The 19,926-nt window shown below is 68.8% G+C and carries 15 protein-coding genes; 8 read left to right on the top strand and 7 right to left on the bottom strand.

Annotated elements, in window-relative coordinates:
- Window positions 1-143: 143 nt before the first annotated feature.
- The 8 genes from eccCa (at window position 144) to ACFVQG_RS31585 (ending at window position 12,359) form a co-directional block, all read left to right on the top strand.
- Complete coding sequence (eccCa, locus tag ACFVQG_RS31620; protein WP_383389911.1) at window positions 144-4,118, top strand: type VII secretion protein EccCa; 3,975 nt, start codon at window positions 144-146, stop codon at window positions 4,116-4,118.
- Window positions 4,119-4,316: 198 nt separating this feature from the next.
- Window positions 4,317-4,835 (top strand): hypothetical protein, encoded by a 519-nt coding sequence (locus ACFVQG_RS31615; protein ID WP_383389908.1) that lies wholly within the window; start codon window positions 4,317-4,319, stop codon window positions 4,833-4,835.
- Window positions 4,835-7,138, top strand: coding sequence for a DUF6571 family protein (locus ACFVQG_RS31610; protein ID WP_383389905.1), 2,304 nt, complete (start codon window positions 4,835-4,837; stop codon window positions 7,136-7,138). The genes ACFVQG_RS31615 and ACFVQG_RS31610 overlap by 1 nt, the downstream gene beginning before the upstream one ends.
- A 28-nt stretch (window positions 7,139-7,166) precedes the next feature.
- Window positions 7,167-7,700 (top strand): hypothetical protein, encoded by a 534-nt coding sequence (locus ACFVQG_RS31605; protein ID WP_383389903.1) that lies wholly within the window; start codon window positions 7,167-7,169, stop codon window positions 7,698-7,700.
- 149 nt (window positions 7,701-7,849) lie between these two features.
- Complete coding sequence (locus ACFVQG_RS31600) at window positions 7,850-8,308, top strand: hypothetical protein (RefSeq protein WP_383389900.1); 459 nt, start codon at window positions 7,850-7,852, stop codon at window positions 8,306-8,308.
- Window positions 8,309-8,378: 70 nt separating this feature from the next.
- Entirely contained in the window at window positions 8,379-10,631 is a 2,253-nt protein-coding gene (locus ACFVQG_RS31595; RefSeq protein ID WP_383389899.1) for a hypothetical protein, read from the top strand.
- A gap of 1 nt (window position 10,632) precedes the next feature.
- On the top strand, window positions 10,633-11,649 hold the full coding sequence (locus ACFVQG_RS31590) for a hypothetical protein (RefSeq protein ID WP_383389896.1): 1,017 nt from the start codon (window positions 10,633-10,635) through the stop codon (window positions 11,647-11,649).
- A gap of 26 nt (window positions 11,650-11,675) precedes the next feature.
- On the top strand, window positions 11,676-12,359 hold the full coding sequence (locus ACFVQG_RS31585) for a hypothetical protein (RefSeq protein WP_383389894.1): 684 nt from the start codon (window positions 11,676-11,678) through the stop codon (window positions 12,357-12,359).
- Between the two features lie 94 nt (window positions 12,360-12,453).
- Here the strand turns inward: ACFVQG_RS31585 and ACFVQG_RS31580 are convergent, their stop codons facing one another.
- The 7 genes from ACFVQG_RS31580 to eccB all read right to left on the bottom strand — a co-directional run bounded on the left by ACFVQG_RS31580 (window position 12,454) and on the right by eccB (window position 19,729).
- A complete protein-coding gene (locus ACFVQG_RS31580; RefSeq protein WP_210927600.1) occupies window positions 12,454-12,756 on the bottom strand; it encodes a WXG100 family type VII secretion target in 303 nt (100 codons plus the stop codon).
- Between the two features lie 61 nt (window positions 12,757-12,817).
- On the bottom strand, window positions 12,818-13,159 hold the full coding sequence (locus tag ACFVQG_RS31575) for a WXG100 family type VII secretion target (protein ID WP_383389890.1): 342 nt from the start codon (window positions 13,157-13,159) through the stop codon (window positions 12,818-12,820).
- Window positions 13,160-13,221: 62 nt separating this feature from the next.
- On the bottom strand, window positions 13,222-14,307 hold the full coding sequence (locus ACFVQG_RS31570; protein WP_383389974.1) for a S8 family serine peptidase: 1,086 nt from the start codon (window positions 14,305-14,307) through the stop codon (window positions 13,222-13,224).
- A gap of 213 nt (window positions 14,308-14,520) precedes the next feature.
- Entirely contained in the window at window positions 14,521-16,251 is a 1,731-nt protein-coding gene (locus tag ACFVQG_RS31565; RefSeq protein WP_383389888.1) for a hypothetical protein, read from the bottom strand.
- Window positions 16,251-16,691: a hypothetical protein gene (locus tag ACFVQG_RS31560; protein WP_383389885.1), complete on the bottom strand. Its 441-nt coding sequence runs from the start codon at window positions 16,689-16,691 to the stop codon at window positions 16,251-16,253. Before ACFVQG_RS31560 ends, ACFVQG_RS31565 begins: the two co-directional genes overlap by 1 nt.
- 238 nt (window positions 16,692-16,929) lie before the next feature.
- A complete protein-coding gene (gene mycP, locus ACFVQG_RS31555; RefSeq protein ID WP_383389882.1) occupies window positions 16,930-18,180 on the bottom strand; it encodes a type VII secretion-associated serine protease mycosin in 1,251 nt (416 codons plus the stop codon).
- Window positions 18,181-18,193: 13 nt separating this feature from the next.
- Window positions 18,194-19,729 carry a type VII secretion protein EccB gene (gene eccB, locus ACFVQG_RS31550; protein WP_383389879.1) on the bottom strand — a complete coding sequence of 512 codons (1,536 nt, stop codon included), beginning with the start codon at window positions 19,727-19,729 and terminating at the stop codon, window positions 18,194-18,196.
- Between the last annotated feature and the right edge of the window lie 197 nt (window positions 19,730-19,926).

The following is a 19,926-nucleotide window of genomic DNA, read 5'->3' as shown; positions in this document are numbered from 1 at the left end:
TTCGCATGTGCTCACGCGAACATCCGGCACCCTACCGCCCACCGGTGTCGGATGGGATCAGTAGGATCACGCGGCGGCCCCCGTCCGCCTGACACGGGGTGGCGGACGGAAACGGCGCGGGCCGGCAAGGGAATTGGTGAGCAGTGAGCCAGATCGTCGTGAAGCGCCCGCCGCGGGCGCTGCCGCCGGAGGTGCCCACGGGCGACGTCGTCGTACAGCCGCCGCCCGAGCTGCCACGGGGTCACCAGGACAGCGTGCTGTTGCAGTTGCTGCCGACGCTGGGCATGGGCGGCTCGGTCGTCTTCTTCTTCACGAGCGGGCAGCCGTTCATGAGGATCATGGGCATGATCATGATCGCGTCGACGATCGCCATGTCCATCGCGATGGTGATCCGCTTCCGCCGCGGTTCCCAGGGCCAGCTCGCCGATCTGCGCCGCGACTACCTGAGCTATCTGTCGCAGACCCGCCGCGCCACCCTGGACACCGCGCGGGCGCAGCGTGACGCCCAGTACTACCTGCACCCCGCCCCCGAACAGCTGTGGGCGCTGGTCGCCGAGGGCAGCCGGGTGTGGGAACGGCGGCCCGGCGACGAGGACTTCGCGCAGGTGCGCATCGGACTGGGCCCACAGGCCCTGGCCACCGCGCTGATCGCCCCCGATACCGGCCCCGTCGAGCAGCTGGAGCCGCTCACGACGAGCGCGATGCAGCGCTTCCTCGCCGCCCACCACACCCTGGACGACCTGCCCATGGCGGTGTCGCTGCGCGCCTTCTACCACGTCACCCTCAGCGGCGAGGCGGAGTCCGTACGGTCCTCCGCGCGCGCCCTGACCGGTTCGCTCGCCGCGCTGCACTCCCCCGAGGACCTGATCGTCGCGGTCGCTGCGGGGCGGGAGTCGCTGCCGCACTGGGAGTGGGCCAAGTGGCTGCCGCACGCGCAGGCGCCCGGTGCCACGGACGGCGCCGGATCGCGCCGTCTGATCAGCGGTGACCCCCGCGAGATCGAGGACCTGCTGTCCTCCCGGCTGACCGGCCGCGCCCGCTTCCACCCCAGCGCCGCGCCGCTGCCCGACACCGCGCACATCGTCGTCGTACTCGACGGTGTGTCCCTGTCCCCGGAATCGATGCTGGCGAGCCCGGAGGGCCTGCAGGGGGTGACGCTCGTCGAGATCGTCCAGGGCGAGCGGACCGGGGCCCGCGGTGACCTCTCGATCGCCGTACGACCGCGGTCGCTGCACCTGGAGTCGGCGCACGGCGTCGTGTACGAGGGCACGCCGGACGCCCTGTCCTACGAGTCCGCGGAGGCGCTGGCCCGGCAGCTGGCGCCGCTGCGGATGGCGTCGGGCGGGGACGACGACGAACCGCTGCTGGCGAACCTGGAGTTCACCGACCTGCTCAACCTCGGCGACGCGGCGTCCGTGGACACCCGGCGCACCTGGCGGCCACGGTCACAGGCGGAGCGGCTGCGGGTGCCGATCGGCGTCGGTGAGGACGGCCGTCCGGTGATGCTCGACATCAAGGAGGCCGCGCAGGAGGGCATGGGCCCGCACGGGCTGTGCGTCGGAGCCACCGGTTCCGGCAAGTCGGAGCTGCTGCGCACCCTGGTCCTCGGCCTCGCGGTCACGCACTCCTCCGAGACCCTGAACTTCGTCCTCGCGGACTTCAAGGGCGGTGCCACCTTCGCCGGTATGGCGCAGATGCCGCACGTCGCGGCCGTGATCACCAACCTGGCGGACGACCTCACCCTGGTCGACCGCATGGGCGACTCCATCCGCGGCGAGCTGAACCGCCGCCAGGAGCTGCTGCGCGACGCGGGCAACTACGCCAACATCCACGACTACGAGAAGGCACGCGCGGCGGGCGCCCCGCTGCAGCCGATCCCCTCCCTGCTCCTGGTCATCGACGAGTTCAGCGAACTGCTCACGGCCAAGCCCGACTTCATCGACATGTTCGTGCAGATCGGCCGCATCGGCCGGTCGCTCGGCGTGCACCTGCTGCTGGCCTCGCAGCGCCTGGAGGAGGGCCGCCTGCGCGGCCTGGAGACCTACCTCTCCTACCGCATCGGTCTGCGCACCTTCTCCGCCGCCGAGTCACGGGCGGCACTGGGCGTGCCGGACGCGTACGAACTGCCGAACGTGCCGGGTTCGGGGTTCCTGAAGTACGGCACGGACGAAATGGTCCGGTTCAAGGCGGCGTACGTCTCGGGCGTCTACCGCTCCGGCGGCCAGCGCACGGCGTCGGCGGGCGGGCCGCTGCCGGTGGACCGGCGGCCGGTGCTGTTCACGGCGTCGGAGGTGCCGGTGACGTATGTGCCGGTGCCGCGTCCGGAGGGCTCCGGTTCCGGTGCGGACGAGGTGGACGACGCGCTCGCGGACACCGTGCTGGACGTCGTCGTACGCCGTCTGGAGGCCCAGGGTCCGGCGGCGCACCAGGTGTGGCTGCCGCCGCTGGACAGCCCGCCGTCGCTGGACGCGCTGCTGCCGGGCCTGACGGCCGTGCCGGGCCGGGGCCTGACCCAGCCCGGCTACGAGGGCGCCGGACGGCTGGTCGTCCCGGTCGGCATCGTCGACAAGCCGTACGAGCAACGCCGCGACCCCCTGTGGGTGGACTTCTCGGGCGCGGCGGGCCACATGCAGATCCTCGGCGGCCCCCAGTCCGGCAAGTCCACCCTCCTGCGCTCCCTGATCTGCTCCTTCGCGCTGACGCACACCCCGCACGAGGTGCAGTTCTACGGCCTCGACTTCGGCGGCGGCGGAATGTCGGCGGTCGCCGGACTCCCGCACGTGGGCGGGATCGCCTCCCGCCTGGACCCCGAGAAGGTGCGGCGTACGGTCGCGGAGGTCTACGGCGTCCTGAACCGCCGCGAGGAGTACTTCCGCGCGTCGGGCATCTCGTCCATCGCGGAGTTCCGCACCCGGCGCGCCCGCGGCGACATCTCCGTCACCGACCAGCCGTGGGGTGACGTCTTCCTGGTCATCGACGGCTGGGCCAACTTCCGCGCCGACTACGAGGCCCTGGACCAGGTCGTCCTCGACCTCGCCACCCGCGGTCTCGGCTACGGCATCCACCTCGTCATCTCGGCGTCCCGTGCGATGGAGGTGCGCTCCGCCCTCAAGGACAACCTGCTGAACCGTCTGGAGCTGCGGCTCGGCGACACCATGGACTCCGAGCTGGACCGCAAGGTCGCCGCGAACGTCCCCACCGGTGTGCCCGGCCGTGGCCAGGCCCCGCAGAAGCTGCACTTCATGGCGGCGGTGCCGCGCATCGACGGCCTCACCTCCGACACGGACCTGGCGGAGGCGACGACCGCGCTGGCCACCGAGGCCGCACGGCACTGGGAGGCGCCGGGCGCGCCCAGGGTCCGGCTGCTGCCCCGCGAGTTCCCGGCGGACCAGCTCCCTCCGGGCGACCGCTTCCCCCGGCAGGGCGTCGCCTTCGCCCTCGACGAGAACAACCTCGAGCCGGTCTTCGTCGACTTCGACCAGGACCCGTTCTTCCTCGTCTTCGGCGAGAGCGAGTCCGGCAAGTCCAACCTGCTGCGCCTGCTGATCAAGCAGCTGACCCAGCGCTACGCGGGCGACGAGTGCAAACTCTTCGTCGTCGACAACCGGCGCTCCCTGCTGGGCGTCACCCCGGACACCCACCTCGCCGAGTACATCCCCATGTCCAACGCCATGGACCACCACATGGCCGCCCTGGCGGACCTCATGAAGCGCCGGACTCCTACGGCCGACGTGACCGCACAGCAACTCCGGGACCGCAGTTGGTGGCGGGGCCCGACGGTGTACGTCGTCATCGACGACTTCGACCTGGTGTCGACGTCGAGCGGAAACCCGCTGAGCGGCCTGACGGAACTGCTCCCCTTCGCCCGGGACGTGGGCGTCCGCTTCATCATCGCCCGCTCCACGGCGGGGGCGAGCCGGGCGTCGTACGAGGCGTTCATGCAGCGGATCAAGGAGTTGGGGGCGCAGGGGGTCGTCCTTGCGGGTGATCCGAGTGAGGGGGATGTGCTGGGGGGCGTGCGGCCTCGGGCGATGCCCGCGGGGCGTGGGGTGTTTGTTTCTCGGCGGAGGGGACGGCCGTTGGTGCAGGTGGGGTTGGTCGCGGAGGCTGACCTCTGATCTGCGCGGGTTGTGGAAGGAACGGGCAGGCGTTGCGGAGAGGGGTGGGCCGACGTCAGGGAACTGACGCAAAAAGGCCCCTCGCAGCCCGCCTCTCGGGAGTCAGTTCCCCCCACCTGATATGACCGGATGCGACCGACGGTCCGGTGAAGCGTTCCCCGCTCACCGGCCGTAGTCCGCGACGGGAGGGGACGGACGTTGGCTTGGGACGAGTGGGAGCGTCTGAAGACGCAGGCTGCCGAGCGCCAGCCCACGGGCATGCGACTGAACCAGCTGGCTCCTGAGGGCGGGGGGCAGCCTTCCCTTTCCGTTCCGGCCGAGTACGGCGACCTGAACGTGAACCAGCAGGACCTGGCGAAGATCGGCAACAACGCCTTCGCCCTCTACAACGACCTGTGGGACCAGGCCCGCAAGGCGGTGCCCAGCAGCGAGAAGGCCGCGAGGACACTCACCTCGGGCGGTCTCGCCCTGGGCAGCGCCCTCCAGCATGTCGCGACCCGCTGGGACGAGCAGTTGTCGTCCCTCATGGACGCGTGCGCGCACATCTCGAACCACATGACGGTCACCAAGAGACTGCACGCGGAGGACGATCACTACATCCGGCGCCAGATGAGCAGCATCGACCTCCTGGAGACGGGCTTCGACGAACGTGTCGGTGAGGCCGGACCGAAGAACGGGATCTACGGCCAGCCCGACCAGCAGAAGGGCCGGAACTGATGGATCTGGCGGATCTCAGGGACGCCGACTTCGCTCTGCTCAGTGACGCCGTCGACGACTGGTCCACGGTGGTCGGCAACCTGGAAGACCTCAGGGAAGCCGCGGAGAAGGGCCTGCACGGCGCCGCCAACAAGGCCAACTGGGCCGGTGTCAACGCCACCGTGTCCAGGGAGTTCATCGGCAAGACGGCCGGTGAGTTCGGGGACGCCCACGGTCAGGCCAGGAGCATCCACCGCATCCTCAAGGACACCTGGGACGAACTGGTCGGATTCCAGGGCCAGCTGACCGACGCGCTTGAGCGCGGACGGCAGAAGAACCTGAAGGTGATCGGCTACGAGGGTGGCTTCACCGTCACGACGAACGTCCCACCGGAAGGCCGCGCCTCGCAGGACAGGGACAGCAAGGCCGAGATCACGGCACTGCGTGACGAGATCCAGGGCATCCTGCAGAAGGCCACCGAGAGCGACACCTCGGCCAGTACGGTCCTCAAGGCCATCGCCGACCAGAGCAGGCTGGGCTTCTCCGACGCCGACTACAGGGACCGGGACTCCGCGGCCGAGGCGATCGAGCAGGCCGACCAGTTGGCGCACCTGGCGAAGAAGAACCCGGCTGACCTCACCCCCGAGGAGTTCGACCGCCTGACCGCGGGCCTGAAGAAGTACGGCGACGACGAACTGTTCGCCGAGCGCTTCGCGACCAGGATGGGCGCCGGGGGGACGCTGGACTTCTGGGCCGCCCTCAACGATCCCCAGGCGGGCCGGGAGCTGAGCCTGCGGCGCGGTGACTCGTACGACGACCTGCAGAGGTACCTCGGCCTCACGCTCGCTACCGCATCACAGAGCGACTCGGTCGCCATGTCCGACTGGCGCGACAAGATGGTCGACCTGGTGGACAAGCCGGTCGGCCGCAACGCCGGATTCCCGGTCGGTGCCCAGGTCATGAGCAATCTGATGCGCTGGGGCGACTTCGACGACACCTTCCTTGTTCGCTACGGCGAGAAGCTGATGGAGACGGAGAAGAAGTACACGGGCAACGGCGAGCACGGTGCGTGGGGGCGGATGGGGTCCGATCCCCTCCTCAGCCATACCGGGAGCGACTCGGGCTGGGACCCGATGACCGGATACCTGAAGGCGCTGTCGAACAGCCCGGACGCCGCGACGACGTTCTTCAACCAGGAGTTCATCGACCGGAACGACGAGAACAACCCCTTCGAGCGGGACACTGACGGCAACGGCCGGAACGGGAAGGTCTCGCTGAGCAACTTCCAGTATCTGTTTGAGGAGCGCGACTGGCCTCGTGACCTCACCAGTGAGGGTGAGGTCAGTGTTGCCGGGCGAAACACGTTGGCGCTGGCGTTGGAGGCTGCGACGACGGGGCATCCGGCGGGGGAATTGCCCACAGTGAACACACCGCCGCACAACAGGGAACAGGCCCGGTTGATGGAGAATCTTGTGGCGTCGATCGCGGACAATCCAGAACGGCTGACCCGGCACGGCTACATGACCGACAGTATCGGCCAGATCACTTCGGAATATCTTCCGGACCTGAATCGCGCGATGAGCGACGTGGAACGAGAACCTGGTTCCGAGAAATGGCAGGACATCGAGAAGCTCTACCCCGTCGCCGGAGCCGAGGCGAAGCTGGAGCACTCGGATGTGACGAAGCTTCTCTTCGCCGTAGGTCAGAATGAAGAGGGATATGCGGCCGTGGAGGTGGGGCAGAAAGCCTACATGGGCAAACTAATGGACCATCACCTTGACCCCGACCTGCCCGCGCACCTTCGAGTGTCAGAGGACCCCAAGCTCCTCGTCCAACACATCGCGGGCCGATCCGGTGAAGTGTCCGGAACTCTGGGTCTCGGAGTACAGGAATTCATTGGGGAAGAGGCCTCGGACAGGGACAAGCAGTTCGAGCACGCGGTCGCCCAGCGCAAGAACTGGATTTCCGGTGGGATTGGCACCGCCACGGGTGTAGGCGTGTCATTTGTCGCCACCCCTTGGGTCGGCGCCGCGGTGGGGGGTGGCGCTGGAACCGTGACAAGCGTGGTGCTGGAAGCAGTTTTCAAGGATGCCGAAGGCCACGCCTTGAGTGATGCACAGGTGACCGGGGGGAAGTTCTGGAGTGAAGGCCAGGTCCGCAACATCGCCATCGCCGAGGATGCGGCCCGCACTGCGGCGGAGAAACATGGATTGATTAACTCGACGGACGTCGGACTCGTGGCGCAGGATGCTGCAAGGCAGGGATATTTCAATGCGCGCACCATTCTTGAGGGCCAAGCACCTGGAAGTCTTACAAATTACTGATCATCTCTGACTCAGTGAAGGAAAACAAATGACCTGCGCTTCACTGACCTCGACCCCTGCGCGTGCGCTTCTCACGATCGCGACCATTACCCTCACCTTTACGTTCACGGGATGCGCCGACGACGACGGACGCGGTTACGCACTTCCAAAAACGCTCTGTGGAATCCCTATTGACACGAACGATCTCGCCCCTTTTCTCCCAGCAGGACGAGAAGCGACAGTGAGCGAGAAAGACTATTCGAGCAGCCAATGGTGTGACCTCATCATCGATGATGCAGTCGTCATGTCCGCAAGACAAGAATGGCTGAGTCAAGGACGAACCGTTGCCCAATACGCGGCCGAACTGGCGCAGGAGCCGCTCACTCATTCAGTCATGGGCGGTAGATTTCACTACTCGGCCAGTGAGGGATTCGGCAAGGCCGAAGGATGCATCGGCTCGAAACAGGAGTTGTACACCTCCATCCAGGTCTGGTCCTCGGACCACCAGGATGCCGATGCCATGAAGCACCTTGTCATCGACTACACCGAAGAGGTGGAGAAGTCGGCTGACTGCACTGGGTGACCCGGCCACGAAGAGGCACGTGCATCCCCCGGCGGACACCACGCTGTGGGTGAGAGCGATGTGGATGTCAGACCCTACGACCCCCGAGAACCGGCCAGGTTGTTAGCCTGGCGGGTGCACGCCAATCAAGTGGACGGGGGCAGGAAGGCATGACGGAGCCTGTCGGTGAGCGGACCGTGACCGAGGCCGGGGGGCCGGTCGGGACGCAGCTCAATCAGTATCCGGCCGATCCCGGTGGCTCACCCGGTGGACCCACTGGACCTGGTCTGGGCGGGCAACCGGACTTCGGTTCCAGCCCCGCGCAGAAGAAGGCAGCCGCCAAAGCCATCGAGGAGCACATCGAACCCGACACCAAGAAGGCCGGTGACGTCGCGGATGAGGAGTCGGACGCGGCCGTGAAGGCGTTCGCCGCGAAGGACGGGCACGGGTGGGTCACCTCGGGGGCGCTGAAGAAGGCGCACAAGACATGGGGTGAGCAGGTGCAGAACCTGATGAACCGGCTGGGTTCGGAGAAGGCGGCCCTGCGCAGCACGAACATCCTGTTCCAGAACACCGACCTCGGCGTGGGGATCGGCGTACGCAAGTCGTCCAACCTCGACGGCTACTGAGCCGACGCCCGCCCGCCACTGTTCACGCCGACGCGCACCACGGGGACCCATGCCGACGTACCACGAGATCATGACGACCGATCTGGCCACGCTCACCACGGCAGCCGACGCCTGGGACGACATGGCCAAGGAGTTCCAGAAGCAGGAGACCGCGTACAAGCGGGATGTGCACGGGATATCCATAGGGCCGCTCTGGCTCGGACTGAGCGCCAGCGCCGCCAACCGGCGGTTCGACGTGACGCTCAAGGAGTACCAGAGCGCCCAGACCGAGGCGAAGGCCATCGCCTCGCTGCTGCGTGACGCGCACACGCAGTTCGTCGATCTGCGCGGCAAGCTCAAGACCGCCCGGCAGGAGGCCGTCGAGGCCGGGATGGCCGTGTCCGAGCAGGGCCGGGTCTCGTTCGACACCCAGCGGCTCAGCGAGGGCACCCGCACCGCCTACCACCACGACCCCGACTACCAGGAAAGCGTGCGCAAGAGCGTCAACTCCTGGCAGGACCGGATCGACCAGCTCGTCAAGGCCGTCACCGACGCGGACAAGGGCGTCGAGATCGCCTTCGAGGCCGTCGTCGTCGACTCCGACCTCACCGACGGCACCAGCAACGGCTTCAACGGCAAGGCCCAGGGCGACATCGAGAAGTACGAGGCGGAGAACGCCGAGGACATCGCGTCCCGGCTCGCCGACGGCAAGGACGTCTCCAAGGCGGAACTGGCCGAGCTGGACCGGGCGTTCCGCGACAACTCCGGCAACAAGGTGTTCAGCCAGAGCCTGCTGACGGGCCTCGGTCCCGACGGCACCATCAAGCTCACCAACGAGCTGAACCAGCTCGCGTACGACGACGACAAGAAGAACAAGGCGCAGTATCTGGAGCTTCAGGGCGGGCTCGCCAACACCGTCGCCAACGCCACGCAGGTGCCCGGTTCCGTCGCCGACATGCCGCCGGGGTCGCAGAAGTTCAAGGACTGGCTCGCCAGTGACGACGGGCGGTTCTACCGGCAGTGGACGGAGAGCCTGGACAAGGCCGGCACCAAGAACTACGGGTCGAACACCCAGCCGCTCTACGGCTACCAGTCCTTCGTCAGCATGATGCAGCACGGCGACGCCAAGTACGACGATCAGTTCCTCTACGAACTGGGCGATGACCTCATCGCCGCCGAGAAGGGGCAGCCCGGCATCTTCACCGAGTGGGGTGCGGGGCACGACGGCGTCCGGGCCGACGCCCTCGACGGGCTCCTCGGCGTGATGAGCAAGAACCCCGACGCCGCCACCGCCTTCTTCGACCCGGCGGGCAACGGCTCGGGCTCCCACCACGTCGGCAACGACCACCTCAAGTACCTGCTCCACGAGCGTGAGTGGCCTCAGCACAGCACGGTCGCCGGTCCGACGATCGTCACGATGGACGACCCCCTCAACCGCACCGGATTCGGCGCGGCTCTGGAGGCGGCGGCCACCGGACGGGAGCCGAACTCCCCCGGCGCCGCCTTCGACCACCACACCGAGGCCCAGACCCGGGTGATGCAGGAGACCATCACCCAGCTGGACAAGGACGGCAAGGGCGACGCCATCCCGGAGAACCTGAAGGTGCCCCTCGGCCGCGCCCTCGCCGACTACACCGTCGACACGCACGCCATCCTCAGCGGCACCGAGCCGAGCAGCCCCCAGGGGCTCCCCGGCATCAACGCCAACGGCGACGACTCGTCCCTCGCCAACAGCAAGGACAGCCTGCTGCGGGTCATGCGCGGGGTGTCCGACGCGGCGTACGGAACCACTCCGGACGGCAAACCCGTTCTCGTCTACGACATGCTCTACGAGAACCAGAAGCTGTACTCCGCCGAGTACCTGGGCACGGCCAGGGACGCCTCCGCCGACCAGCAGGCCAACGTCGTCGGCGACTGGGACAACAGGGCCCGCCACGTCGGCGAGGTGTACGGCTCCATGACCGCCATCGGCTCCGACATGATCCTCGACGACCGGGACACCAAGGTCGGCACCCTCAACGACCAGATGCGCTACACGTACCACGGCGTCGGCGGTCTCTTCACCCAGATCCCCGTGGTGGGCGACCCGATCCAGCGCATGGTCGACGCGGCCACCTACGAGTACTCCAAGGACGTGGCGGCCGAGGCCGAGGACGTGGCCCGCTCCCAGGACAGCACCGCCACGTCCTCCGGCATCGGCGGCACCAACGCCCTCCTGGACGCCTGGGGGAACGAGCGCGGCATCAGCGGCAGCGAGGCGCACGACCACGCCAAGGGTGAGGCCAAGCAGAGCTTCATCACCGGGCGCGAGGACGCGTACTCGGCGCTGCGTACGAGGAAGTGACATGGCGAACGCAAGCGACCGGGCCCGTCTCGGCCGGAAGGTCATCGCGCCGGTACTGGCGGTCGTCGTACTGGCCGTAGGTGCCCACCTGTGGCTGAACACCCAACTCTTCGGGCGCGACGACGTGTGCGGGGGACTGGTGTCCACCGACGCGGCCGGGGACGTCTTCTCCTCCTCCGGCCGCATCTCCGACCGGGACGGGCTGGACGAGCGGGCGGACGACCCGCTCGACTTCACCTGCATGGTGGAGACCTCGTCCTTCCTCCCCGGGTCGGACGACGCGCACATCCGTCTCTCGGGTACGCGCGAGTCCGGTGACTTCCCCTTCACCGGCGACGGCCGCTGGCCGGACCCGACCGCCATGTCCTTCTTCTCCGGCGGTGCCACCGGCGCGATCGGCGCCGACCACGGCTGGGTGCTGCTGCCCGACGCCTGTATGACGGCCGACGGACCCGCCATCGTCGAGGGGTACGCGCCCGAGGGCTCCGACCCGGTCAAGGTCGTACGGCTGCTCACCGAGGTCGCCGACAGGGCTGCCCGGCGCGCGGACTGCGCGGGGAGCCAGCCCCTCACCGCGCCCGCCTCCCTCACCGACGCCCCCGACCCGCACCGGGTCGACGACGGTGCCGTGTGCGGGCTCGCGGGGCTGGAGTTCCCCGGCCCGGAGGCAGGAGCGGGGGTACGGGAGACGGTGACGGACCGGGACAGGCCCACCTGGGCGTGCCGGGTCGGGGACTACGCCACGTACGCCGTGAGCCGGGACCCGCACATCGTCGCGGGCGTCCGCGCCACCCCCGGGTACGAGGAGCAGCCGCGGGTCGCCGGGCACCGGGTGTCCGGGCTGGACGACCTGCAGGTGGTCGCCGACTGCGGGGGCTCTCCCACGTACTTCTCCATGGCGGTGGGGAAGGACTACCTCTCGGCCGTCGAGGAGTTTGAGGCCGCCCCGCGCCAGCGAGACATGTTCGAGAACTTCGTCGACGTCGCCAGCAAGCGGTTCGACTGCCCCGCGCACTGACCCCGAGAGCACCAAGGACACGACACGTGACACACGCACGACACCGGCTGGCGATCGCCGCGGCTGCCCTGACGGCGGCGGCACTGATGACGACCGGCTGCCAGAGCGAGGACAGTGACAGCGGTGGTGGGGGTGGGGACGAGGCTGCGGCGTTGAGTCTGAGCGGGCTGACCGCGATCGCCGACGACGTGCCAAAGGACGGGGCGGACACCTGCCCGTTGTCGTATGACATCGGCGCCGCGGCGAAGGCCGCGGGGGTGGACGGGGAGGCCGGGCCGGTGGGGGCCGACGGCGACACCCCGGCCGCCACGGCCGAGGGTGGCGAGCGTGCCGAGGCCGGGGAGCCGCTGGCCGAGAATCCCGGCGCCCTGGTGAGCTGCACCTTCCGTATCGGTGCGGACGACGTCCAGGTGCACACCGTCGCCACCCGTGACCCGAGCGCGATCACCGTCCTGGCGCCGACGATCTCGCCGTTGACCGGCATGTCCACGGATGACGCGGTTGACTACGTCAACACGGCCGCGAAGGCCGATGCCGGGGAGGTACTCGTGGCGGACAGCGGCAACGTGGCGACCGTACGGCTGAAGCTGGACGGGTCCGGTGACGCCGCGCTGTTGGTGGGTGCCGGGGAGGGCGGGTCCGCGTCGTTGGAGCGTCAGCAGGTGGAAGGGCTTGCGCGGGCGCTCGCGGAGCAGGTGCGGGTCCGGTAGCGGACGGGGTGCGGTACGAAGAGGGTGGACACCTCCCGCGCGTGTCCACCCTCTTCTCCGTATCTGTTCTCTGTTCTCCGTAGCGCGCCGTGCCTTACATGAAGTAGCTCGCGCCCTTCAGGTCGCCGCCGCGGTAGTCGCCGCCCGCGAGCTGGACGCGCTGGGAGATGTTGACCAGGGCCTGGTGGATGCCCGTGGCGTGACGGTCCCACTCCTTGCTCTTCTTGGTGAATTCCTCGTAGGCCTCGCCGCCCCAGCCCGCGGCGGCGTCGAGTACGGCCTTCTTGAGTGCCTCGAGGTCCTCTTCGAGCTTCTTGGCCTGGTCGCCGAGTTCGGTGGCGAGGGCGTCCATGGTGCCGTAGGTGACGGCCAGCTCGTCGTAGTGGGCTCCGGACATGTGTGCCTCGTTTCTTGAAGGTCAGATGGTGGGGGTCGGGGCTCGGTTGGGCCCGGCTGGCTCAGTAGCTGCTGAGCGCCGAGGTCTTGCCGCCGAGGTCCTCCACCGAGATCTTGGTGATGTCGGCGTCGATCTGGCCCTCGAGGTTCTGCTTGTCCTTCCTGTTGAGGTCGATGCCCTGGAGGAAGTCGTCGAGCATGCGGCCGATCGCGGCCATGTGGCTGTTGATCTCCGTCTGCTTCTTGTCGAAGGCGAGGGCGCCCTGGCCCGTCCAGCTCTTCTCGATCATGTCGATCGTGCCCTGGAGGCGGGCGAGAGACTGCCGGATCGAGTCGTATCGGTCGATGACGTTCGTCTGGAGCTTCTGTACCTGGGCCTCGTAAAGCTTGCGGCCATCAGCCATGTCGGCAGTCCCTTTCGTGTGGGCGGTGGGGTGTCACCGCGGGGTTGTGTTGTACCGGGGGTTCACGCGCGTCGCCTGGAACGGGCCACAGCGACGGCGCCGCCCCCGATCACCAGCACCGCGGCGGCGGCGCCGAGGGTCACCCAGAGGGTGGTGTCGTCGGAGGTGTCCGACTTGGGGGCCGCTGCGGAGGTCTGACCGCCGGAGGTGTCCTTAGACGCCCCCGGGGACGGCGAGCTGGTGGCGGCCACCGGCTCGCCCTCTTCATCCAGGACGCCGGTGGCGTTCTCCGTGGCGAGGGGGTCCGTGTTCGCCGAGACGGGGTTGTAGTCGGCGTTCTCCAGCACCTTGCGGGGGCGGATCAGGCCGTAGCCGAGGTACGTACTCGGGTCGTCCCTCGCCCAGTCGCGGCCTGCGGTGTCGATGAGGCTGGCGAGGACCTGGTTGGCGGTCCAGTCGGGGTGGGCGGACCAGATGAGGGCGGCGGAGGCGGAGGCGATGGCGGTGGCCTGGCTTGTGCCCTGGCCCGTACAGTACGAACGGAATGTGGCGTCGCACCAAGTAGGCACATCCAGGCCGGGAGAGGCCAGATCGACGTAGTTGCCATGTTCGGAGAACTCGCCCACGGTTCCCGACTCGTCCGAGGCGGCGATGCCCACCACGTAGGGATAGGCAGCGGGGTAGCCGATGAAGTTCTTGGTCTCGGCCTCATTGCCGGTACCGGCGAACATCAGCTTGCCCTTGCTGTGTGCGTACTCGACCGCCTCGCGCACCTCTTGGTGGTCGATACTCGAGGTGAAGGACATACTGATGATCTCGATGTCACTGTCGGCGATCTCTCTGATGACAGCTGGCAGATCGGGAGCCTTCTGTCGCTCGGTCTTGTCCTTCAGAGTGGTCAGTGCGATCCGGTAGGGAACGATCGTGGCATCGGGGGCAAGGCCCTTCAGCGTGCCACCGGCCCCGCTGCCCGCGATCAGCTCCGCCATGGAGGTTCCGTGACTGTCGTAGTCCTCGGTCGCCTTGTAGCCGAGGGCCTGCGACACGCCATCGGTGGTCACCCGGCCCTTCAGTGACTGGGTGTCGGGGTTGACTCCGGAATCGACGACAGCGACCTTGACACCCGCGCCAGTGCTCACCTTCCACATCTCTTCGGCCCGCATCGCCGACAGGTACCACTGCTGCGATTGGGTGTCGGCAGCGACTGCCTCAGGAACCAGGCCTGTCGACAGGACGGACGCAGCACCAAGTGCCGTGCAAAGGTTGGCAATCCTTCTCCCGAGCCGCCTTGTGGGCGTCCCCGACCTGTAGCGTCGCCTGTTCCCTGACACCATGCTGTGCTCGTCCTCGCTTCTGTCCGGTCAGTCGGTCCTCGGCGCGTCACCGCGTCGCTCATCACGGTCCGGGGCGCGTCCGCTGTTCCTTGTTCCAGGAGTTCGTCCGTTCGGGGTGCCGATCACGCCGTCTTGACGACCGGTGGTTCGACGGGACGTCTGGCCCGAGTTCGCAGGGGCAGGGGGTGCCCCGATCACCCCCCGCTGGCCAGGCTTCTGTGTGGTCGAGGCCGAGCCCTGTGTTCGTTCTCCCCCGATGACCGTGCCACGCGGCAGCTTGGAGCCGCCGCCGGAGGTGCCAGAAGTCACGGGACGACCGCCGACCACGCCGTCCCTGGGGCGCCCAGCACTGCTGCGGCCGGAAGGCGGGGCACCCGTGGGACCCATGGGACCCACCGGTCCACGGGCGGCACCAACATGCCCGATCCCCGGGCCCATCGCCTGTGGCTTCCCACCGACGATGCCTCGCTGCACAGGAGCCGCTCCGCGCGTCCCGGCGGGTGCAGGCGTAGTGCCACGTCCCGTTGGCCCCATGGGACCCGTTGGGCCAACCCCGCGTCCTACCACTGGCCCTGCCGTCGGAGTACGTCCTGTGGGCCCCCCAGGGACAGGTCCTGTGCCCGTACGTCCCATAGGCCCCGGCGGGACAGGTCCACGAGGCGGTGGGGAAGTGTTGACGCGCCCCTGCGCCGCAGGAGGAATCCGGGTCGGCGGCACACCGCCGGTTTTGGTGGCGCGCCCGACCGGCCCGCGCGCGGTGGGCGGGATCGCAGTGGGCGCCATGGGCGGAACGGGGCCCGTGGAAGGAGTGGTCCCGGTCGGTGACGGTGGCACGCCAGGGGTCGGCTTCACGACCTCCTGGGGCGGCAACGTACCGACGCTGTCGATCTCTGTGCCGACCGACTGCCGCGGCGTCGCAACAACCCCGTCGACGCCCGTGCGGGGCGACAGCACTTCAGCCGGACTCTGCCGCTCCGCGCCAGCCGCTGCCGAGACCTGCTGAGCGGTCGTTGGCTCACTCGCTGGCGAAAGCGGGGCCGTGGGCCTGGACGGCTCAACCGGACCGAAGCCCGGCGGCGGCTCCGGCACCCCCACATCCGGCATCTTAGGAAACACCGGCTCCTCAGCCGCCCCCATCGCCCCCGCCGACACCGTGTAGAACGACGCCAGCCGGTACATCTGGTTGATGGCCTCCTGGCGGTGCGCTTCCGCCTTGACCGCTGCCGTGTACTCCTCGTTGGAGTCGTCCCGCTTGGCCTCGGGGATGTCGTCGACGGACTTGCGGTCGGTGCGGTTGTCGCGGGGTGGCATGGACTTGCGTACGGAGGCGAGGCCGGAGCCCGCGGCCATGACCTGGGTGCCGATGGTGTCGGCGTAGGTGGCGATGCCCTGGGCGGTCTTGATGAGGCTGTCGCCCCAGTCGGAGAACGCCTTGTGGGCCTCGCCCTGCCAGTCGATCTTGCCGAGGTTCTTGCTCAGTTCCTCGGCCGCGTCGGTGATGGCGTCGCGGGCGTCGACGAGGGCCGTGCCCGCGGACTCGAGGAGTTCCGGGTTGGCGGACTCGACGATGTCGATCATGTCGTTGAGGTCGTAGCCCTCGAAGTTCGTCGAGCCGAAGTGGATGCCCCTGGACGAACCGAACGGGCTGATCAGGCGGGTCATGGTCATGACCGCGTCCAGCGTGCCGTTCTGGTTCAGGGCCTCCTGGTACTCCTGCTGGTGGCGCTCCCCGTTGTGCTTGTCGCCGTCGCCGCTCATCAGTACCCCGCGTCCGTGTCGGAGGCTCGGTTGTCGCGCTTGTTGTGCTCGTTCAGCATCTCGTCACGCGTCTGGTTGACCTCGGCCCGGATCTCGTGGAACCGGTAGCGCTGTTCGTCCTCGAGGTTGTCGAAGGTGACGTCCACGCCGTGCACCGCGATCTGCATGGCCTCCAGTTGGAGTCCCAGGGACTTCGAGAGTGCCGTGATGCGTTCGTGCACGCGCTCGTACTCCAGGTGGAGCTGCTTGCCCTCCGGGAACGCGCCGCTGCCGAAGGCGGACTCCGGCAAACTGTGGGTCCCCACCTTGGACGCGCCGCCCGCCGATTTCTCGAACGCGGCCAGCAGGTCGTCCACGCGCTTCTTGAAGGTCGACAGCGCCATCACGCCACGCCGCACATCCGCCGCCGTGGCGCCTCCGCCCATGTCCGCAGGAAGCACGAAGCCATCCCTCCCCGTTGTCCCCGTACGTGCCGCCGGTCGCGCCCTGAGGCGCTCATGACCGCAACCGCAACCACTCTAATGACTTACACCGACAGTCCCAACTGCCATATGCGCGACCAGCCCTCCGCAAGTGGCCGATCTTCATCCCTTCTTCACTGGACGACACGGGCGCCACCTGGGTTCCCGCCGCCCCGACGGCCGTCGAGCGGTCTTGGTCACACGCCTCGCGTTCCGGTCACGTTGCAGCGTGGCCACTGCGAACGTCCCCCGCCCGACGCCGTCTGCGCGCGTCCCTGATGGTTACCGCCGTACCGCCCAGACCCGCCACGAGGATCGCCGCCCCCACGGCCACATACGTCCCCAGGCGGGCGTTGCGCTCATCGGGCGTCTCCCCCAGGGGCAGCGCTGCGGCGGCCGGTGCCTCGACCTCGCCCAGGCCCTCCCGCGGGCTCGGTGACTCGATCGGTTCCGCGTCCTCCGTCAGGGCGCGCACCGGGTCGACCACCCCCCAGCCGACCAGGCGGTCATGACCGGCGATGGTGCGCTCCGCCGTCTGTTCGATCTGGGCGACTATCTGACGCTGCGTCCAGGTGGGGTGCTCGGCCTTGATGAGGGCCGCCACACCCGCCACGTACGGCGCCGAGAAGCTCGTGCCGTTGTCCGAGCAGTGGCCTCCGCTCGGGACCGTGGAGATCATGTCGACGCCGGGCGCCGCCACGTCGACGAAGTCGCCGGACTGGGAGAACGACGCCCGTTCGTTGTTGCGGTCGGAGGCGGCCACGGCCAGGACGCCCTCGTACGACGCCGGGTAGGTCTCCTTGACGTTGCCGCCCAGGCCGTCGTTGCCCGCCGAGGCCACCACCACGACCTCCGCGGCCAGGGCCTCGTCCACCGCCGCCTTCAGGGCGGGGTCGGGCTCGACCGCGTCCGAGGTGTCCTGGGAGATGTTGATGACGTCCGCGCCCGCGTCGACGGCGTAGCGGATCGAGTCGGCGAGGGTGTCCGTGTTGCCGTGGCCGTCGGCGTCGTTCTGCTGGATCGGGATGATCGTGGCCTCGGGGGCCAGGCCCACGAAGCCGGTGTCCTTGGCCGGGCGCGCCGCGATGATGCCCGCGACCTTGGTGCCGTGGCCGACCGTGTCCGTGGTGCCCTTCTCGCTGCCCCGTTCGATGGGGTCGCCGTTCTCGTCCTTGAGGCCCTTGGGCAGGAAGTTGCGGCCGCTCTTGACGTCCACCGCGTCCTTGAGCTGCGGGTTCTTCACGTCGACGCCCGTGTCGATGACGGCGACGCGGACGCCCTTGCCCTTGGACTGGCTCCACAGTTCGTCCAGGAGCACGCGTTGCAGGGACCAGGGGCGGCCGGGGTAGCTCGCGTTGGGGTACTCGCACTGGCCGGAGAAGTCCTCCGCGGCGGCGGGAGGTGCGAGGACCACCGGCGCCGTCAGCAAGGCGACGGCCAGCGTCAGCACGCGCGCGTGTCGTCCCATTCTCGCCGCTCCCCTACGAACCCTGCGGCTGGCGTGCCGCCGCCGTCGACAGTCGGGGACCCGTGGGCAGGAACGCCGACCAGGCCGCGGGGATCGGTGCCGGGTCCAGGTCGGCGTAGCCGAGGCGGGACTGCGCCTGCTGGGCCTCCTGTTCGAGTTGCTTGCGCTCCTCCTCCGACATGCCGATCCCGGCGTCGTCGGTGGCGCTGTCCGCGTTGGACTGCAGGACGTAGCGCAGGCCGGTGTCGGTGACCAGGAAGACGGGGCCCGCCTGGGTCTCCTTGCCCTGGAACTGGCGGTAGAGCTGGCCGGAACCGGGGGTGACGTAGGCGCTGGAGGACCCGGCGGGCAGGGCGGCCGGGAAGTCGGTGCCCGCCCAGGTGCTCAGGGTGGTGGTGCCGTTCGCGCCGACGCCGTGCAGGACGTTGCAGATCGTCGTACGGGTGCTCTGGCCGTCCGGCGCCGCGTTGACCGCCTCGGGGGTGCCGGTGGGCCAGTCGTGCTCGGTGCCGAAGGGCTTGCCCGGGACGATCGCGCCGGGGCTCATCTCCAGCGCCTGGCCGGCCTGGCCGACCTGGGCCAGGTCCTTGCTGAACAGCAGCAGTTGGGCGACGAAGGCGGAGACCGGCGCGACGCGGCCGGGCAGGACGACGTAGTACTGCTCCTCGTTGTTGTCGAAGGCCTTCAGGACCGTGCCCACCCTGTCGGCGGACTCGCCGAGCTGACCGGGGGCGTTGGCGGGCGCGCCCGGGGTGTCCCCGAACTCGGGGAAGGTGATCGGGTCGCCCTGGTGGAGGGTCGCCAGCCACTCCCGCGACACCCGCTGCGGCTCACGGCCGGAGCCCACGACCGTACGCAGCAGCAGTTCGAGGTCGTCGCCGGTGTCCAGCTTGTCGATCCGGTACGCCGTCCCGCCCACGTCCACGATGAAACGCTTGCCGTCGGGGTCCACGACGTACAGCAGTTCGCCGCCGGTCAGCTTCTCCTTGCCGTCGGTCAGGTCCTTCTCGCGGTCGGCGAGGACCAGCGCGGCCTTCTGGATGGACCGGCCGCCCGCGCCCGGGCGTTCGCACACGGCCCACCGCTTGGCGGCGCCCGCCTCCTCCGGGGAGGGCAGGCGGTCGGGGGCGTAGGGGATGCCGATGGTGACGCCGTGCGGGATCTTGCCGCTGTCGAGGAGCGACTCGCTGACGGTGACCACGTCGCCCTTGCCGGGGGCGAGCAGCAGCTTGGCGGAGGCCATGTTGAGCACCGGGTGCAACTGGACCTCTTCGCCGGTCTTCAGGACGACGTACCGGGTGGTCGACTTGTTGGCGACGATCACCTTCTCGTTCGGGGTGTCCCAGCCGGACGGCGCGGTCGGCTTGAACATGCCCCACGCGCCGAAGACGGCCATGATGATCACGCCGATGATGAGCCCCGGCAGGATGCCCCGCAGGGGCCGCGGCGCGCCCTCCTCCGAGCCGGACGGGGACGACAGCACGAAGGCCGCGAGCAAGCGGCGCTTCGCGAAGGTGTAGGCGTTGAGCTGGTCCCGCCGAGATGCCATGGGTGCGTGTCTCTCCCCGTTGTCCGCCCGTGGTGCGCCCGCGGTCCGCCCGTGCGGGGCCGGGGATCGTCGTCCCCCGCCTGCCGTTGTCAGACCGGGCCCCTACTATGCCTGGTGTGGGGAGTGGCTCGGGGAGCGGGTAGGGTGCCTGGGCCCTCTAGGGCCCGGTGCGGTGCTGGAATTCCAGTGGGTTCCGG

Origin of the sequence: Streptomyces sp. NPDC057877 (assembly GCF_042796855.1) — a bacterium.
Lineage (GTDB): Bacteria > Actinomycetota > Actinomycetes > Streptomycetales > Streptomycetaceae > Streptomyces.
This window is presented reverse-complemented; position numbering and strand designations above follow the sequence as displayed.

Coding starts and splice junctions, on each gene's coding strand:
- ACFVQG_RS31575 (WP_383389890.1), bottom strand. CDS start 13,159: ATGGCTGATGGCCGCAAGCTTTACGAGGCCCAGGTACAGAAGCTCCAG.
- ACFVQG_RS31595 (WP_383389899.1), top strand. CDS start 8,379: ATGACGACCGATCTGGCCACGCTCACCACGGCAGCCGACGCCTGGGAC.
- ACFVQG_RS31605 (WP_383389903.1), top strand. CDS start 7,167: ATGACCTGCGCTTCACTGACCTCGACCCCTGCGCGTGCGCTTCTCACG.
- ACFVQG_RS31610 (WP_383389905.1), top strand. CDS start 4,835: ATGGATCTGGCGGATCTCAGGGACGCCGACTTCGCTCTGCTCAGTGAC.
- mycP (WP_383389882.1), bottom strand. CDS start 18,180: ATGGGACGACACGCGCGCGTGCTGACGCTGGCCGTCGCCTTGCTGACG.
- ACFVQG_RS31600 (WP_383389900.1), top strand. CDS start 7,850: ATGACGGAGCCTGTCGGTGAGCGGACCGTGACCGAGGCCGGGGGGCCG.
- ACFVQG_RS31590 (WP_383389896.1), top strand. CDS start 10,633: ATGGCGAACGCAAGCGACCGGGCCCGTCTCGGCCGGAAGGTCATCGCG.
- ACFVQG_RS31570 (WP_383389974.1), bottom strand. CDS start 14,307: ATGTGGAAGGTGAGCACTGGCGCGGGTGTCAAGGTCGCTGTCGTCGAT.
- eccB (WP_383389879.1), bottom strand. CDS start 19,729: ATGGCATCTCGGCGGGACCAGCTCAACGCCTACACCTTCGCGAAGCGC.
- ACFVQG_RS31580 (WP_210927600.1), bottom strand. CDS start 12,756: ATGTCCGGAGCCCACTACGACGAGCTGGCCGTCACCTACGGCACCATG.
- ACFVQG_RS31565 (WP_383389888.1), bottom strand. CDS start 16,251: ATGAGCGGCGACGGCGACAAGCACAACGGGGAGCGCCACCAGCAGGAG.